Genomic DNA, 17046 nt, shown 5'->3' with positions numbered 1-17046 from the left:
CGCTGCCGGACGAGGAGACGCAGTATCGCGCCTATCGCAAGGTGCTGGAGTGGGCCGGAGACAAGCCGGTGACGATCCGCACGGTCGATGCCGGCGGCGACAAGCCGGTGCCGGGCTTCACGGTCGCGGAAGGCAATCCATTCCTCGGCCTGCGCGGCATCAGGCTGTCGCTGGCGCGGCCGGAGATCTTTCGTGTACAGATCCGTGCATTGCTGCGCGCGGCTGTCCACGGCAGCCTGAAGGTGATGTTCCCGATGATCGCCCTTGTGGAGGAATACAGGCATGCGGCGGCGATGTTCGCCGACGAGCAGGCAGCGCTCGCCGCTCGCGGCGTTGCGCACAGCATGCCGCCGCTTGGCATCATGGTGGAGGTGCCTTCGGTGGCGATCATGCCGGAGGCCTTCGCTGAAGCCGCCTTCTTCTCGATCGGCTCCAATGACCTAACCCAATATGTGATGGCCGCCGCCCGTGACAATTCCGCGGTGGCGCATCTCAATTCGGTGCGTCATCCGGCCGTGCTGCGGCTGATCGCGGCCGTGACCGCGTTCGCTTCCCACGAAAAGATCCCGGTCAGCCTGTGCGGTGATGCCGGCGGCGATCCAACGTCGATCCCGGCGCTGCTCGAGGCCGGCCTGCGCGACCTGTCCGTCGCCCCGGCGCAACTCGCCATCGCCAAGGCAGCCATCGCGGATGTTTCGATCCAGGCGCTGCCGGCATGACCGACAAGACACCCGAACCCTTAACCGAAGCGGCGATCCGCGCCTACAAGACCATCCTGTCGCAGGTCATCGACCAGCGGCCGTCGGGCATGCGCCAGCGGCTAGCCGATGCGCTCGGCAAGCATCGCAGCTTCGTGACGCAGATATCCAGCCCGGCCTATTCCATCCCGATTCCATCGAAGCATTTGCCTTCCATCTTTTCCGTCTGCCATTTCAGCCCGGCCGAGCGCGATCAATTCCTTGCAGCCTATCACCAGGCGCATCCGGGCAAGATGTCGGTGGCATCCGGCACCCGCAAGACGCGGCATGTCTCGCTCATCGTGCCGGATTTCGGCGACGACAAACAGAATGCCGCGCTCGACCGGGCGGTGAATGATTTCATCCAGAAGATCACCAGCATCGCCGGAAAAAATGGCTGATCGTCTGGCATAGGCCTAGTTTCGGGAGGGGACGCCGTGAAGAAATTCATGAATTCGGTGGACACGGTTCTGACCGAAAGCCTCGACGGTTTCGTCGCCGCCCACGCGGATATCCTGGTGCTCGGCGAAGGCCACAAATTCATCCGCCGCAGGGCATCGCGGCCGGGCAAGGTGGCGCTGATCTCCGGCGGCGGGTCAGGCCATGAGCCGATGCATGGCGGCTTTGTCGGGCACGGCATGCTCGATGCCGCCTGCCCAGGCCAGGTGTTCACCTCGCCGACACCCGACCAGATGATGGCGGCGGCGGAGGCTGTCGACACCGGGGCCGGCTGCCTGTTCATCGTCAAGAACTACGAGGGCGATGTGATGAATTTCGAGATGGCGGCGGAAATGTCGGAAGGCGTCCTGATGGTCGTCACCAATGACGATGTCGCCGTCGAGAACTCGTCCTATACGACGGGGCGGCGTGGTGTGGCCGGCACGCTGGTCGTCGAAAAGATCGTCGGCGCCGCGGCCGAGCACGGCTTGGCGCTCGCGCCCCTGAAGGCACTGGGCGACCGCGTCAACGCGGTGACCCGGTCGATGGGCGTCGCGCTGACCAGTTCCACTGTGCCTGCCGCCGGCAGGCCGACTTTCGATATCGGCGATGGCGAGATGGAGTTCGGCGTCGGCATCCATGGCGAGCCCGGCCGCCGGCGCGATACGCTGAAAAGCGCCGATGCAATCGCCCGCGAGATCTGCGCCGCGATCCTGGGCGATCTCGGCGACAAGGCGCGAGGCCCGGCTCTGCTGTTCGTCAACGGTTTCGGCGGCACGCCGCTGATGGAGCTCTATCTGATGTACAACAGCGCTCGCCGGATTTTCGAGACGCACGGCGTGTCGGTGACCCGATCGCTGGTCGGCACCTATGTCACCTCGCTCGACATGGCCGGCTGCTCGATCACGCTGACCATGCTCGACGCCGAGACAACCGCATTCTGGGACGCGCCGGTGCACACTGCGGCGCTTCGCTGGGGCATGTGAAGCCAGGTCCGTCAAAAGTCCGGGCCGCTTGCGTCCTGAATGCGCGGAGCCAACAAGCACGACGCTGGCTTCCCTCCCGGCTTTTCTGTAACCATCGAACGATTCCTTGTCCGCCATTCCTTGTCCGCCATTCTTTGCCCGCCATGACTGTCCAGGTTGATGCTGCCACACCTCACTCCCGCTGAAGAAAGACTGCTGCTGCGCTACGCTGATCCGGTTGCCCCGGCAGTGGCGGAAGCTGTGTCGGCGAAGACCCTGTCGGCCCTGCTCGACAATGCCGAATTCCATGGCATCCTGCCGATCATGCTCCGCAAGCTCAGGGAGCGCGGCGATGCGCATCTGCCCGGGGATCCGGGGCTCCAAGCCAGGCTGGCCGCCCTGCGCCACAAAGCGACAATCGCCACCGGGCAGTCGATGCTGCTTCAGTACCATGGCGGCCGCATCATGAAGGGACTGGCGGCGGAAGCCATTCCGGCGCGGATCGTCAAGGGGCCGGTCTTCGCGCGAAAGCTCTACAGCAACGCAGCCGACAGGCCGTTTACCGACATCGACATCCTCGTCGAGCCCGCCAATCTGTCGCGGGCCAACCAGGTGATCGCGGCATGTGGCTTCGAGCTTGGCGGCGACGAGGCCGAATCCTACCAGCTGCAGGAATTCAAATGGCTGGAAAAGGAGAACTCGAGCCTGCTTGTCGAACTGCATGGCGATCTCGTGCACGACACCGGCATGCGGCGGCGGCTGTCGCTGGGGTTCCGCGAGCTGGGCATCATCGATGGCGAGGCAACCGACACGCCGGCGGCGCTATTGACGATCGCCATCGTGCATGCGGCCGGCGGCCACAAATTTCACCGGTTGCAGCTTTGCGTCGACGTCCTGCAGGGTGTGAGGTCGCTGCAAACCCCGGAAGCGGAAGCCCGCGTGCTTGAAGCTGCCCGCATGACAGGCATCGAACTGGAGCTGGCGATCGTGCTCGACGTAACCGGCCGTTTGTTCGGCGAGCCGCGCGCGCTCGAACTTGCCGGCCGGATCAAGCCCGACCTCTCGATCCGATTGGCCAAGCGGCTGATCACCGCCAACACGCTGCTGCGGGTCAATTCCAGGGACAAGATCGGCTCGCGCCTGCGCCGCGATGCCTTCCGCTGGATCCAGCGGCTGGCCAAGGCCAGGCCGCCAGCCGCCTGACCTGATCGCTCAGTCGCGCGACGCCAGGGCGGCGCTGATCAGGGCCGCCGTGTCGGCCGGGCGGGCGCCGACCTCAAGCCTGAAGGTCGGGACCGACGAGACCAGCTTGCCGATGGTTTCCAGCCGGCGCTTCTGCAGCGGCAGCAGGCCGGTCATGCCGGTGCGGACATTGTCCATCGCCAGCGCCACCATCGCGTCGGTGCGGGCCATAGGCGCGAGCCGCGTGTCGCTGTCGGCCGATCGCGCGAGATGCAGGAGCGCGGCGACCGGCCGGGCGACCGCGTTTTCGACGCGCACGATCCCGCTCAGCCGTTCGAGCGAGATGGGCTGTTCGCCATTGCGATCCCAAGTCGGGCCTAGGCATGGGGCCACCAGCGGGATCATTTGTGCCGTCTTCTGGTGGATCTTGACCGCGCGCGGCAAACCCCAGGCAACGACGCTGCCCGAAGCAACATCCAGGATCATGGCATCGTCCGAGCACAGACCGAAACCTTGTGTCGCCAGCGCCAGCGACGTCGTCGTCTTGCCGGTGCCGCTCGGGGCGTGGATCAACACGACCGCATCGTGGCCGGGCAGCGTCAGGCCGGCGGTGTGCAGCATGTGCTGGCGGCCGGCGTCGAGGGCCGAGTCCAGCACCAGCATCGACGGCGTCCACGGCGCTTTCACACCGGGGCGGGTTCGGATTTCGGCCCATCCCTCCTGGCCATTGATCGAAGCGGTCTGGCGCGCCGGAAAAACGAGATGGATGGTGCCGCCGTCCTGGATCATCCGGCAAAAGCCGTCTTCCGGTATCTCGCCGTCGAAGACGAGCGATCCATCGGGCATCTCGTCCAGCGCCTCGGTCTCAGCGATGCGCAGGTGAAATTTCGGTTCGACGGAATCGGCGACGCGCAGGCTGCCGAGCATCCTGTCGAAATCGCGCAACAAGCCCGGCTTCTCGGTATGGATACCGAGAATCTGGCCGTTGAGGTCGTAGCACGCGGATGGCCCGGTCAAGCTGGTCGCGCCTTGCCGGCAGCGGCATGGTGACGATAGATCTCGACCATGCCGGGCAGGCTATCGCTGACCACCGGCCTGCCGTCGAGGCAGACCCAGCAATGGGCCGCCAGGCGCGGCGCGTGCATCGATCGGGGATCGACGCCGAAGCGCAGCTCCGGATCGAAACCCGCCAGGCGCAGGAAACGATGGCCAAGCAGACCTTCCCGCAGGCATCTGCGGTCGCGCATCAGCCAGGGATGGCGCACGGTGCGGTTGACGCTGGTCACGATGTAGGCGGCAGGCAAGCCGCGATAGGGTGTTTGAGAGGCAAGAGGCGCCCATCTGAGCACCTGCTCGAAACTGCGCCCCCGGACCAGCAACGGCATCAGCCGCGCGCTCGCCCAGAGATGACAGCGAAACAGGGCGCGCAGGAGAGGACCTGTCGCCATCATTCACCTGGAGCGGCGAGGATGCCTTCGGAAAGCAGATCCGTGGCCAGCAACGCCATGTCTTCGTCGAGCGTGCCCTTGTCGACCTCGAACTCCTCGCTGAGCAGGCCGACGATCTGGTCGAGACTGCGCTCGCCGTCCACTTTGTCGAGAAAGGCTTCGGTCGTGCCATTGCATGTGTAGAGCTGGCCGCTGCGCGCCAACAGCACGACGGCGCCGTCACCGACATGCTGAACAGAGGCGTCCTCCGCCAGCCGCAGAACCGTTCCAGAGGCGATTTCCATTCCGACTCCCAACAAGCCATCCGTTATCCCAATAAAGCAGATAGCGCGGCGGTGGGACGCTGTCTATCGGCCCGATGGCTGAAGCGGCCCGCGTCCGGTGTGGCCACGGCTGGTGCTTTTTACGGGCGAGACATCGCAGTTGCAGGCCGTCCTCCGACCGGATCATTCCTGAAAAGGGTTTGAACGCGACGTGGCGACCTGTGGACCGGCAGGCAGGGCGGTTGCCTTTCTTCCCTAGAGTAAGCTAATATCCACTGAGTTATGGGGGGTACAGTATGCGTTACAATTGGGAGCGGGCTCCGACGAGCTTTGAACGTCACAGGAAAGCCTTGGCTGCGGCCATTTTGATTGCCGGCGGCGTCGGCCTCATGCTCGTCGCCTTGCCTATCTAGAACAACCGGCATTTCAGACGCCAGGGCGGCTTCGGCCGCGAGCCTGTCGGCGCGGCTGACCGGTCACGGCGATGGACCTGCGATTAAAGCTGTTCGACTCGCTGGCTCAATCCCGTCCCGGCGGACAATTCCTCGATCCAGACATGGCCTTGTCTCCATGCAGAATGGTGAACGGCTTGCTGTGCTGACCCGCAGCTTCAGCCCGAAGCCCCTGTCGTGCTGCCACGCGGGCCTCCGCGATCAAGACACGGCCAGCTCAAATGAAAATCAGGGGAGACATCATCGGAAAAAACAGCATAGGCTGTTCCTAAAGACGGCAAATCGTTCCTGGGGAGGGCACGAATGGCTTCACGCTATCACGAAGTCTATGACGGCTGGAAACGCGATCCGGAAAAATTCTGGGCGGACGCGGCCGGCGCCATCGACTGGTATTCGCCCTGGGACAAGGTCTTCGACGCTGATGCCGGCGTCTACGGGCGCTGGTTTACCGGCGCTACCTGCAACACCTGTCATAACGCCATAGATCGCCATGTCGCGGGCGGCCGCGCCGACCAGATCGCCCTGATCCATGACAGCGCCATCACCGGCACGGTCAGGAAATTCACCTATGCCGAGCTGAAGCGCGAGGTGGTGGCACTGACCTCGGTGCTGAAGAACCGCGGCATCCGCAAGGGCGACCGCGTCATCATCTACATGCCGATGGTGGCGGAGGCGGCCTTCGCCATGCTCGCCTGCGCCCGCATCGGCGCCGTGCATTCGGTCGTCTTCGGCGGTTTTGCCGCGCATGAACTCGCCACCCGCATCGAGGACGCCCAGCCGAAGCTGATCATTTCGGCTTCCTGCGGCCTGGAGCCCGGCCGCGTCGTCGCCTACAAGCCGCTGCTCGACAAGGCGATCGAGATGTCGCGACACAAGCCGGACGCCTGCCTGATCCTGCAACGCGACCAACTGCGCTGCGAGCTGAAGGATCATTACGACATCGACTACGCCGATGCCGTCGCGCGCGAGCGGGCGGCCGGCGCCAATGTCGACTGCGTCCCGGTGCTCGCCACCGATCCGCTCTACATCATCTACACATCGGGCACGACCGGCCAGCCGAAGGGCATCGTGCGCGACAATGGCGGCCACATGGTTGCACTGAAATGGACGATGGAGAATGAGTTCGGCGTCAAGCCGGGCGAGGTGTTCTGGGCGGCATCCGATGTCGGCTGGGTGGTCGGTCATTCCTACATCGTCTATGGGCCGCTGCTGCATGGCTGCACCACCGTTCTGTTCGAAGGCAAGCCCGTCGGCACGCCGGATGCCGGAACCTACTGGCGGGTGATCGCCGAACACGGCGTCGTCGCGTTGTTCACCGCGCCGACGGCGTTCCGGGCCATCAAGGGACAGGACCCGAAGGGGGACTTCATTCCCCGATACGACCTGTCGAAATTCCGCACGCTGTTCCTCGCCGGCGAACGCGCCGATCCCGACACCATCAAATGGGCCGAGCAGAAGCTGAACGTGCCGGTGATCGACCATTGGTGGCAGACCGAGAGCGGCTCGCCGATGACGATCAATCCGGCCGGCCTCGGCCTGCTGCCGGTGAAATACGGCTCGCCGGGCGTGCCGATGCCCGGCTATGACATCCGCGTGCTCGACGATGCCGGTCACGAAGTGCCGCGCGGCACGCTGGGCAATGTGGTGGTCAAGCTGCCGCTGCCAGCCGGTTGCCTGCCGACGCTGTGGAACGCGGATGAGCGTTTTCGACATGCTTATCTCGACGAGTTCCCCGGCTTCTACAAGACGGCGGATGCCGGCATGGTCGACGAGGATGGCTATCTCTATGTCATGGCCCGCACCGACGACATCATCAATGTCGCCGGCCACCGCCTGTCGACCGGCGCCATGGAGGAAGTGCTGTCCGCCCACCCCGATGTCGCCGAATGCGCCGTGATCGGCATCGCGGATGCGATGAAGGGCCAAGTCCCGCTCGGCTTCGTGGTGCTCAACGCGGGTGTCGCGCGCGATAACGGCCTCATCGAGAGTGAAGTGGTCGCCCTGGTGCGAGAGCGCATCGGTCCGGTGGCTGCCCTGAAGACCGTGGTGACGATCAAGCGCCTGCCCAAGACGCGGTCAGGCAAAATCCTGCGCGGCACGATGCAGAAGATCACCGACCGGGAAGATTGGGCGATGCCGGCGACCATCGACGACCCGGTCATTCTCGATGAGATCATCGCCGCCCTGAAGGGACGCGGATTCAGCCTTTGAAAGCTTCAATCCGCCGTTTGCTTCTCCGGTGACGAACCGGCCGCGCGGCATAACCCGAAACGGCCGACATCAGACCGTTTCCTTGCCGCGCACGTCCGACTTTTCCAGGTAGTAGGACGAGTACCGGTCGAAGAACTTCTCGGAACCGCCCAACGATCCGTATCTGGCCAGTTTCTTCAGGTCGACCTTGTTCAGCACCACGCCAACGATCTTGTTGGCGATATAGGGCTCCGAATTCAGCAGCGATTGCACCATCGCGCGCGGCGTGCGTCCCCATTCGGTGACAAGCACGAAGCCGTCCGCCAGCGGCGCGAAGGCCTTCGCGTCGACGACCGGGCCGAGCGGCGGCAGGTCGACGACGATGTATTCGAATGTCTCCTTGGCGTTCTCGATGAAGCGCCGCATCCCGGCTGACGAGAGAAGCTCGCTGGTATGCGAAAAGTGGCCGCGCGGCACGGCCGGGACGATCGCCAGCTTCGTCTGCCGGTCGATCTTGCCGACCGACTGCCAGGTCTGGCCGCTCACCACGGCTTCCATCAGGCCTTGTTCGGCTTCCATGCCGAGGCCGCGGCTGAGGCCGGGATTGCGCAGATCGCCGTCGATGAGCAGCGTCCTGGCGCCGTTGGCGGCAAGCAGCCCGGCAAGATTTGCCGCGACCGTCGACTTGCCCTCGCCGGGAAGCACCGAGATGATGCCGATGACACGGCTGCCCTGCCCTTCCATGACAACGTCGAAGGCGATCTTGGCGCTGCGCAGCGTCTCGGAGAACATCGATGCGGGGGATTCGATGCTCACCCGCATGCGTGCGCGGTTTTCGGCGGCCGCCATTGAATTGGCGGCCTTGGAATCAGCCTGGGTATCGCCGGGTTTCTCCTGCTTGCCGAGCTTGCCGCCTATCTTGGGCAGATAGCCGAGGAATTTGAGGCCGACGCGGTCGCGCACATCCTCGCCGGTCCTGAAGAAGCGTTCGTTGAATTCGTTCAGCCCACCCAGGCCGGCGCCCATCAGCAAGCCAAGCACGAGCGAAAGTCCGAGCACCACCACCGTGCGCGGGCTCGAGGCCGTGCGTGGCATCGAGGCGTCCGAGATGATGCGGATCTTGCCGACCGGGAAGGATTGCTGCTGCGCGGCTTCCTCATAGCGGCCGAGGAATGTCTGGTAGAGCGTGGTGAGGGCCGTCGCCTTCTGATCGAGGTCGCGCAACTGGACCCGAGACTGGTTGTCGATGGAGCTCTTGCCTTGCGCGGCGGCGACGTTGGCCCTGAGCGCGGTCTCGCGCGCAAGCGCCACTTCATACTCGTTGCGATAGCTTTCGGTCAGCTGCTTCAGTTCGCCGAAAATCTGCGTCGATATATCGGCCTTCTCCTTGGCGAGCGCCACCGCCTGCGGATGCTCGGAGCCGAAATTCGCCTCGACGTCCTGCAGCCGCTTGGAGACCGCGAGATAGCGGGTCTTGAGCGCCGCGATGACCGAGCTGCTCGGCTGGTCGCTCGATATGGCGGCATCCTTGAACGCGTTGTCGGAGCCGCTTTCGATGATCGTCTTGTATTGCTGGTAGCGGGCACTGGCGCGCGCGGTGTCGGCCTGTGCCACGATCAGTTGCGCGTTCAGGTCCGAAAGCTGCTTGTCGCTCATCAGCTGGCCGTCGCTGTTGGCGGCCAAGCCATGTTGGGCCCGGAATGTCTCGACCGCTAGCGAGGCTGCCTGGGAACTCTCCCGCAGTTCCGTCAGCCGGCCCTGGAGCCAGACCGCGGCGCGCTCGGTGGCGTCGAAGCTGGCATCGAGCTGATCCGCGAGGTAGGCGTCGGCATAGGCCTTGGTGACAGCGTTTGCGAGTGCCGGGTCCGTCGCCTGGTAGCTAAGGGTGATCACGAAGCTTCGCCCGACGCGCTCTGCCTTGACCTCGCTCTGCAGCTTGAGGATCGCATAGTCGCGGCGGGACGTGGCCATCATCGCCTCGCGCGTGGCGGCGTCGATCTTGGTGATGTCACCGCTGTCGGCGGGCGAGCCGGGACGGACGGACTGGATCAACCCCCGAACAAAGCCCACACCCGTCGCAAGTGCCGACTGGGGAGGGTTCATGAAAGCGTCGTTCTGGTCAAGTTTCAGCTTGTCGACGACCACGGCGGCGAGCCGTGTCGAGGTCAGGATCTCGATCTGGCTCAAAATCGCGGAATCGGTCTGCATTGTCGTCGACGCCGCCGAGATGTCGTCGACGATCTTGTTCAGGCCCTCGTCGATCAGCACGCTGCTGACCGACTGGTATTTGGGCGGCGTGGTCTGCAGATAGAGCACGCCGAGGAAAAGGCCGATGATGGCGCACACGGCGACCGCCTTGGCCTGTCGCGCGGCCATGCCAAGCAGCTGCTCGACATCGATGAAATCCTCACCGTTTTCCTGATCCGAATTCGGCAATGGCATTCTCTTGTCGAGAGGAAAGTTGGCATAATTCATCGTCGGTCCAATTCCAAAGCGTATGCCATCCGATGGTGGGGATGGAGCTCCATCTCAGTTGTTGGGCACGAACTCTTCCGAAAACCGGGACGCGCTTTCGAAATCATGCCTTGGCTTGCGAGCGCCTCGATGGTCGGGAGCATCGTCGTGAGCGGCAGACGCTTCATGGCGGACGACGTACGGCCCGCCTCCAGCGCCACCGCCGTCCGAAAATGCTCCCGAAACATGGGCATTATGCGGCTTCTTCCTGACGTTCATGCGACCGCACGAAGTCCTGAAGCATGTCGAAGACCGGGCCCTTCATGTCGTCGCGCGACAGCGCGAAGGCGATGTTGGCTTGGATGAAACCTTCCTTGGAACCGCAATCGAACATCCGGCCCGTAAAGGGCTGGGCGAAGAACGGCTGATCCCGCGACAGACGCACCATCGCGTCCGTCAACTGGATCTCATCGCCGGCGCCGCGCCGCTGATTGCCCAGCAAGGCGAATATCTCGGGTTGCAGGATGTAGCGGCCATTGATGTAGAAGTTCGACGGCGCGTCGGCGGGCGCCGGCTTCTCGACCATGGCCGTCACCTCGAAGCCGCCGCCGATATCGGCGCCGCGACCGACGATGCCGTATTTGCCGGTGTCGCCCGGATCGCAACGCTCGACGGCGATGATATTGCCGCCGGTCTCCGCATAAAGGTCGGTGATCTCGGCCAGGCAGCCACGGCCCCCGAACGACACCATGTCAGGCAGCAGCAGGGCAAAGGGTTCGTTGCCGATGACTTCGCGCGCGCACCAGACGGCGTGACCGAGGCCCTGCGGCGACTGCTGGCGGATGAAGCTGGTGGCGCCGGCCACCGGAAGCATGCTTTCGAGCGCCTCCAACTGCGTCTTCTTGCCGGTCTGCTCGAGGGTGCCGATCAATTCCGGGTGGAGGTCGAAATAGTCCTCGATGACAGCCTTGTTGCGGCCGGTCACGAACACGATGTGCTCAATGCCGGCTTCGAAGGCCTCATCCACCGCGTATTGAACGACAGGCCTGTCGACAACGGGGAGCATTTCCTTCGGCATCGACTTGGTCGCCGGCAGGAACCGTGTTCCAAGCCCCGCCACCGGTATGACGGCCTTTCTGATTTTCTTCATCGAGAATTCCTTCCAGGAGATCGAGTTCGGTTCATGCGCAGGCCAGGAAAATTCCTTTCCGTGGGCCTGCATCTTCATCTCCCCACCCCAACGGCAAACCTTGCCGCCATTCTTCGCAACCGCACGGCGATCGGCATGCTCATGTGGCCGACCGCCGCCGGATCGCTGAGCGCCGTCCCGATCGCCTTGAGCGGAGACCGCGCCTTGATGTGCTGAACCATCGACAGGAACGAGGCCGCCTTGCGCAGGCCCCGGCCGCGCCGGGCAAACGCCGCCCGCGCATCGGCGTCCATCGAAAGGCCTCGGGCGAACTCGGCATCGGCCTCGCGCATCGCTTCGACATGATGAAGCTCGAGCACGCGCGAGATGGAGCCGCCGCGGATGTGATAGGCATAGCCGATATCGGGTTCGACCACGCATCTGCCGCCCTTGGCCAAGGCATTGGCCAGCAGGATGTAGTCTTCGCCGATCCTCAGCTTCTCATCATAGCGCAGCCGGTTTTCATCCAGGAACCGGCGCTGGAAGATCGGCTTGAGATAGCCGAGGTTGAACGTCGATTCGAAGACGATGTTGCCGGCGATGTAGGTGGCCAGCGAGATCTCGTGCAGGTCTTCAAGATATTGCCTCGGAAACATCGCATCGCCGGCAACACCGTCCTCGCCAATGACCCGCAGATTGTCGACGGCGATCTGTGCATCCGACTTTTCGGCGCGGGCTATCATGGCGGCGATCCGGCCGGGATAGACCGCGTCGTCGGAATCGAGAACGGCGATCCATCGGCCGCGGGCGGCATCGAGACCGGCGTTGCGGGCACCGCCCGGACCCCGATTGCTGGCCAGGGCGACGACGCGCACGATCTCTGGCGGGTAGGCCCGCGCCACGGCCAGCGTCGCATCGTTCGACTTGTCGTCGACGACGATGATCTCGACGCTGACGTCCTTCTGGGCGATGGCGCTGGCGATCGCACGGTCAAGCGTCGCCTCGGCATTGTAGGCGGCGATGACGAAGGAAACATCGGGTACCAAGCTGGCGTCAGGCACGCTTGCCTCCCTGCGGCGAGGGCTGGCCGTAGAGGCGGATTTCCCGGACGCCGACAAGGCCGCTGACCACACCGACATGCATGATGCCGCGCAACACGCTGCGGTTCCTGCGCACCGGATCGACGGCAACCGGAACCGCGGCGGCGAAGCAATAAATCGCCTTGGCCGAGGCCAGGCCAATCTGCCTGGCAAGGCCGATGCCGCTGGCGCTGCTGCCCAGCAGGTGACCATGCGTCTGGCCGACGCGGAAGCGGCGGCGGCCGAGCCAGTCGAACGCCGCCCTGGTGCGTGGCACCACCTCGTCCACCCAGGCCTCGGGCGCGAAGGCGATGCGGCCGCCGGCCTTGTGCATCTGGTCGAAGAACTCGGTGTCCTCCCCGCCGGTCTGGCCGCGGGCCAGGCTGAAGCGCCGGCCACGCAGACTGTCGGCGCCGGTTCTGAGCAGCACATTGCAGGTGTAGCCGGTGCGGATCTCGCCGCGCACCCAGACGGGCAAGGTCGAATGGAAATCGCCTTTACGCATCCAGCCCGGCGCATCGGGCCGATAAAGCGCCCTGACCGGACCGAGCACGGCTGCGGCGTCGCTCGACTGTGCGGTCTCCACCAACTCAGCCAGCCAGCGGGACGTGGCCGTCTCGTCGTCGTCGATGAAAGCGACGAAATCAGCGGAGCTGGCATCCAGGCAGGCGTTGCGGGCGATCGATATGTTGCGCGCCGGGCAGTGCCGGTAGATCACCGGCAGCGGCAATTCCCGTGACAGTGCCGCTACCAGGTCGCGGGCGCTCGGCGTGTCGTCATTGTCGGCGACGATGATACGCACGTCGAACCCTTCCGGCATATCCATGGCGCCGAGCGAGCGCAGCGTGTCGGCCAGTTCCGGCCGCCGGAACGTGCACACGCCGATGTCGATGCTCCGGTTCTCAACCACCATCAGGCCACCCCGCGCCGCGCGCCGAGGCCGAGAAGCTGCAGCCAGAAGCCTACGGACCAGCCGAGGTGCATGATCATCGCCGAGACGCCCGCCAGGGCGATATCGGCATTGCGCTGACGAATGGCGGTCCACAGGCCATAGCCCAGGCACACCGACGCCCAAAGCAGAAGCGGCACCGCCGCCAGCCAATGCAAGAAAGACAGGGACGCCAGCAAGACGACCGGAAACACCAGCAGCGGCACCATTTGCCGGACCTTGGGGATGACCCGGTGCTTCAGCACATTCCTGGCGCGGCCGCGGCCATAGCCGAGATACTGGACATACAGGCCCTTCAGCGAAGCGCGCGGATAGTAGACCATCCGTGTCTTGCCGCTCAGCCAGATGCGGTAGCCGGCCTGTTTCAGCCGATAGTCGAGTTCGGCATCCTCGTTATGGCTGAACGTCTCGTCATAGCCGCCAACTGCCCCAAAAGCCGATATCCGCATCAGCGCGTGATGGCCATGGTCGACCCACTCTCCGGATGAAAGATGCCGGTGCCTGGAGCCGCCTGTGCCGAGCCTGGAATTCTGCGCCGCGGCAGCGGACTTCTGCACGGCGCCGCTGCCGCTTGTCAGCATCGAGACGACGACTGAGTCAGCGCCAGTGGCCAAGGCCTCTTCGACCAGCCGCTCGCAATAATCGTCGGGATAGCCGCCATGCGCATCTATGCGGATGAGATAGTCCGCGCCCTGGCCGAAGGTTGCAACAGCGAGATTGATGGCCGCGCTCTGGATGCGCCGCTTGTTGTGAAGCAGGAGAACGCGCGAATCCTTGCCCGCGATGCCCGCGACGATGGCCAGCGTACCATCGGTGCTGCCGCCATCGGCGACGATGATCCTGGCGCCAAGCCTGGCGGCCGAGGGCCGCAACCGATCGAGCAGCGCACCGATATGGGCGGCTTCGTTCAGGCACGGGATAACGATCAGGGTGGCGGGAAGCGCTTGCGTCATCAGGCGATGTCGATCCTTATGCCAGGGCTTCGGCCGGCAGGGGGCCTCGCAAGGTGGTGAGGTGGCGAAGCTTTTCGACCAGCGCCCGGCAGTCGCCGCGATCATGGCTCCACATGCCGGGATCGTGGGCGAGCACGCGCGACTTCAGCCCGCTGAAGCGGGTCTGGTCCATCGTGGCAAGGGCGGCGTCGAGCGCGCCCGGCGTGGCCTGTGGCAGCAGGACACCGATATCCTGCCGGTTGAGGAAGCGCCCGGTCTCGGTGTTGCCCATCGAGATCGGCACAGCACCAAAGCGGCAGCCCTCATAAAGCCGGTTGGGCAGGAGCCATTCGGAGTTCTGCCCCGCCTCGAAGAAATCGATGGCCCACGAAAAATGGACCTCCCTGTAGATCGCCGCCATGTCCTCGGGATTGCGATAGGGCCCGCGAAACGACAGAAACGGCTCGGATTCGACAAGGCCATGGAAATCCGGGAATTCGGACAAGGCCGGCCGGCCGCGCAGCACGATTTCGAAGCGCCCCTCCATGCGGCGGGAAAAATCCGCCAGCAGTTCGAGCGAGCGGCGGCAGCGCAGCGCGCCGAACCAGCCGATCCGCCACGGCGGAGCAATCGGCTTGTCGTTCGCAACGACTTCATCCGGCGGGAGAGCGACGGCGTCGAAATACTTGTTCTCGAGCAATTCGATCGGTGCCGCGATCTGCCCGAACGGGTTGAAGTAATTGGCGATGAAGGCCGGCGAGCTGGTGACCAGGAGCTTGACGTCCCTGGCCAGGAAGCGCTCGGTGGCGCGCAGGCTCTTGCCCAGGAAGTCGCCGCGCAGCAACAGACGATGGATATCGAGACATTCGTAGACGATCGGAACCGAGGCACCGAGCGTTGACTTTGCACGCCGCGCCAGTGCCAGCATTTCCAGATTGCGGGCTATGATCAGGTCCGGCCTTGGCATTTTCGCGAGTTTCGCGCCGACCGAGACCGCCGCCTTGGCGACCGCAGCCAGACGTTGGCCGAATCGGCCGTCACGCGTCGCGCCAAGGTCGATCGGCCGCAATCCCTCGACATCGGCGATCGGGTTCGCGGTGCGACGGAAGCCGGACAGTGTGACCCGGGCGCCACCTGCCCTGAGCATTATGATCCTTCGGCGTACCGCCGGGTCGGAGACATCGTGCACAAGGTACAAGACATGCAGCATCAAAACTCGATCGCTGTTGGCCCACCCGTATCAATAGTAGTACAGCTCTTGCTGCATCGCAACATTTTTGGTGCAGCGTAGCAAAATTCCACGTTTTTTGTTGCGCTGCAAAATCGATGCGTTAAGGTCGGCTTGCTTGAGTGCCGTTCGGCCGTGCGTTGGCCACCAGCCCGGTGCAACGCCCTAAATCGTGACGCGGACCGCATCGGGATTCGTCCTGGCGTGCAGCATTTTCGGTCACTACGCCCCTCCTGAGCGCCGCCGGCCTGGCCGCGGACCTGCTGACGCAACGAGGTAATCCCATGAAGATCGTCGTCGAAAACACAGTCTGCCTGAACACCGGGGATGCGGCGATTCTCCTGGCTATCCGGCACATCCTCAAGGCCGTCGCCGGCAGCGACCTGCAGTTCTTCATTTTTGATAGCCAGCCCGAGGTCGCGGCCAGGCTCTACCCGAAAAAGGCCTATCCGGACCTCGAATTTCACAAGCTGCTGTCGGAGTCGCTGTTCAAATACAAGAATGGCGATGGGCTGAAAAACCGGATCAAGCCGATCTACAACAAGATTGTCCTCCGGGCCCTGCGCTGGTTTGGCAGCAGCGCGCTTGGCACCCTTTTCAGCGCGAGCGACCGCCGTAGCCTCGATATCTACATGGGCGCCGATCTGGTGGTCACGACTGGCGGGACCTATCTCGTCGAGAACTACAATCTCGAAAGACGCCTCAATCAGTTCCGGCTCGATGCCGTACTCGGCAAGGATCCGGTCTTCTTCACGCAATCGCTTGGCCCGTTCGATAAAAGTTACAACCGCCAGGAATTGGCCCCGATCTTCGACCGCAGCCCGCTCATCCTGCTGCGTGACGAACGATCCAAGAACCATATCCGGGACCTGGTGAAGGACCTTGGCAAGTGCCACGTGGTGGCCGATGCCGTCTTTGCCCTGGCCGAGACCGACAGGATCGAGAAAATTCTGGCCGCAAGCCAGCCGCCGGCGCCGACCGGCCGCGTCGCCATTTCCGTGCGCCACTGGAACTATGTCAGCGACGGTGAAGGCGGCATGCGCCGCTATCTCGATTCGATCCGCGAGATCGCGACGATTCTGGTCAGGGATCATGGCAAGGAGGTGACCTTCGTCTCCACCTGCCAGGGCGTGCCGGAGTATGCCCATGACGATTCCAAGACCGCACGCGCGATTGTCGCGGAGCTCGCTCCGGAGATCGCCGCGCATGTGACCGTGGACGCTGCGTTTCACACGCCGGAACAGTTGATGGCGTTGGTCAAAGGCTTCGACTTCGTGGTCGCCACGCGCATGCACATGATGATCATGTCGCTTTGCGTCGGCACGCCGGTGCTGCCGATCGCCTATGAGTTCAAGACCAAGGAAGTGGCCAAGCGCATCGGTGTCGACGACGTGCTGCTCGACATCGACACGGTGACGGTCGAGGAAGCGAGCGAAAAGCTCGGTAGATTTGCAGGAAACCTCGACCGCTACCGCAAGACCAGCTTGAAGGCCGTGCTCGAAGAACATGCTTCGGCCATGTCAGCCACAAGCCTGCTGGCGCCGCTGATCGACGGTCGCTCAGCGGATGTTGCGCGCGGCGTTGGACAGGGTGGTGAACA

At 64.0% G+C, this 17046-nt stretch carries 15 protein-coding genes; 6 read left to right on the top strand and 9 right to left on the bottom strand.

All coding sequences use genetic code 11. The annotated features are described in order from the left end of the window. From WC739_RS18825 to WC739_RS18810, 4 genes are all read left to right on the top strand, one after another. The coding region (locus WC739_RS18825) for a putative PEP-binding protein (RefSeq protein WP_372954536.1) at positions 1 to 719 on the top strand (719 nt) is incomplete at its 5' end. Next, positions 716 to 1138 (top strand): hypothetical protein, encoded by a 423-nt coding sequence (locus WC739_RS18820; protein ID WP_372954535.1) that lies wholly within the window; start codon positions 716 to 718, stop codon positions 1136 to 1138. The genes WC739_RS18825 and WC739_RS18820, both read left to right, overlap by 4 nt. Positions 1139 to 1174: 36 nt before the next feature. Continuing rightward, positions 1175 to 2161 (top strand): dihydroxyacetone kinase subunit DhaK, encoded by a 987-nt coding sequence (gene dhaK / locus WC739_RS18815; RefSeq protein WP_372954534.1) that lies wholly within the window; start codon positions 1175 to 1177, stop codon positions 2159 to 2161. Positions 2162 to 2320: 159 nt separating this feature from the next. After that, positions 2321 to 3343, top strand: a complete 1023-nt coding sequence (locus WC739_RS18810; RefSeq protein ID WP_372954533.1) for a nucleotidyltransferase family protein — start codon at positions 2321 to 2323, stop codon at positions 3341 to 3343. A 9-nt stretch (positions 3344 to 3352) separates the two neighbouring features. Here the strand turns inward: WC739_RS18810 and WC739_RS18805 are convergent, their stop codons facing one another. The 3 genes from WC739_RS18805 to WC739_RS18795 are packed head-to-tail and all read right to left on the bottom strand — an operon-like array spanning position 3353 to position 5054. Then, complete coding sequence (locus tag WC739_RS18805; RefSeq protein WP_372954532.1) at positions 3353 to 4339, bottom strand: serine kinase; 987 nt, start codon at positions 4337 to 4339, stop codon at positions 3353 to 3355. Continuing rightward, positions 4336 to 4770, bottom strand: coding sequence for a lasso peptide biosynthesis B2 protein (locus WC739_RS18800; RefSeq protein WP_372954531.1), 435 nt, complete (start codon positions 4768 to 4770; stop codon positions 4336 to 4338). Before WC739_RS18800 ends, WC739_RS18805 begins: the two co-directional genes overlap by 4 nt. After that, positions 4770 to 5054, bottom strand: a complete 285-nt coding sequence (locus tag WC739_RS18795) for a PqqD family protein (RefSeq protein WP_372954530.1) — start codon at positions 5052 to 5054, stop codon at positions 4770 to 4772. Before WC739_RS18795 ends, WC739_RS18800 begins: the two co-directional genes overlap by 1 nt. A gap of 734 nt (positions 5055 to 5788) precedes the next feature. Between WC739_RS18795 and WC739_RS18790 the strand changes: the two genes are divergently transcribed. Then, the gene (locus WC739_RS18790) at positions 5789 to 7696 is read left to right on the top strand and encodes a propionyl-CoA synthetase (RefSeq protein WP_372954529.1); all 1908 of its coding nucleotides are present in this window, start codon (positions 5789 to 5791) and stop codon (positions 7694 to 7696) included. A 69-nt stretch (positions 7697 to 7765) separates the two neighbouring features. On the opposite strand, the gene WC739_RS18785 is transcribed toward WC739_RS18790, so the two are convergent. From WC739_RS18785 to WC739_RS18760, 6 genes are all read right to left on the bottom strand, one after another. Beyond that, positions 7766 to 10150, bottom strand: coding sequence for a polysaccharide biosynthesis tyrosine autokinase (locus tag WC739_RS18785; protein WP_372954528.1), 2385 nt, complete (start codon positions 10148 to 10150; stop codon positions 7766 to 7768). Between the two features lie 232 nt (positions 10151 to 10382). After that, complete coding sequence (locus tag WC739_RS18780) at positions 10383 to 11279, bottom strand: UTP--glucose-1-phosphate uridylyltransferase (protein ID WP_372954527.1); 897 nt, start codon at positions 11277 to 11279, stop codon at positions 10383 to 10385. Between the two features lie 74 nt (positions 11280 to 11353). Next, positions 11354 to 12304 carry a glycosyltransferase family 2 protein gene (locus tag WC739_RS18775; protein ID WP_372954537.1) on the bottom strand — a complete coding sequence of 317 codons (951 nt, stop codon included), beginning with the start codon at positions 12302 to 12304 and terminating at the stop codon, positions 11354 to 11356. A 7-nt stretch (positions 12305 to 12311) separates the two neighbouring features. Beyond that, complete coding sequence (locus tag WC739_RS18770) at positions 12312 to 13250, bottom strand: glycosyltransferase family 2 protein (protein ID WP_372954526.1); 939 nt, start codon at positions 13248 to 13250, stop codon at positions 12312 to 12314. Continuing rightward, the gene (locus WC739_RS18765; protein ID WP_372954525.1) at positions 13250 to 14239 is read right to left on the bottom strand and encodes a glycosyltransferase family 2 protein; all 990 of its coding nucleotides are present in this window, start codon (positions 14237 to 14239) and stop codon (positions 13250 to 13252) included. The genes WC739_RS18770 and WC739_RS18765 overlap by 1 nt, the downstream gene beginning before the upstream one ends. 16 nt (positions 14240 to 14255) lie before the next feature. Further along, on the bottom strand, positions 14256 to 15428 hold the full coding sequence (locus WC739_RS18760) for a glycosyl transferase family 1 (protein ID WP_372954524.1): 1173 nt from the start codon (positions 15426 to 15428) through the stop codon (positions 14256 to 14258). 302 nt (positions 15429 to 15730) lie between these two features. On the opposite strand from WC739_RS18760, the gene WC739_RS18755 reads away from it, so the two are divergent. Continuing rightward, positions 15731 to 17046, top strand: a 1316-nt coding sequence (locus WC739_RS18755; RefSeq protein ID WP_372954523.1) for a polysaccharide pyruvyl transferase family protein, incomplete at its 3' end; no start/stop codon positions are given.

This window comes from Mesorhizobium sp. (genome assembly GCF_041661565.1).
GTDB lineage: Bacteria > Pseudomonadota > Alphaproteobacteria > Rhizobiales > Rhizobiaceae > Mesorhizobium.
This window is presented reverse-complemented; position numbering and strand designations above follow the sequence as displayed.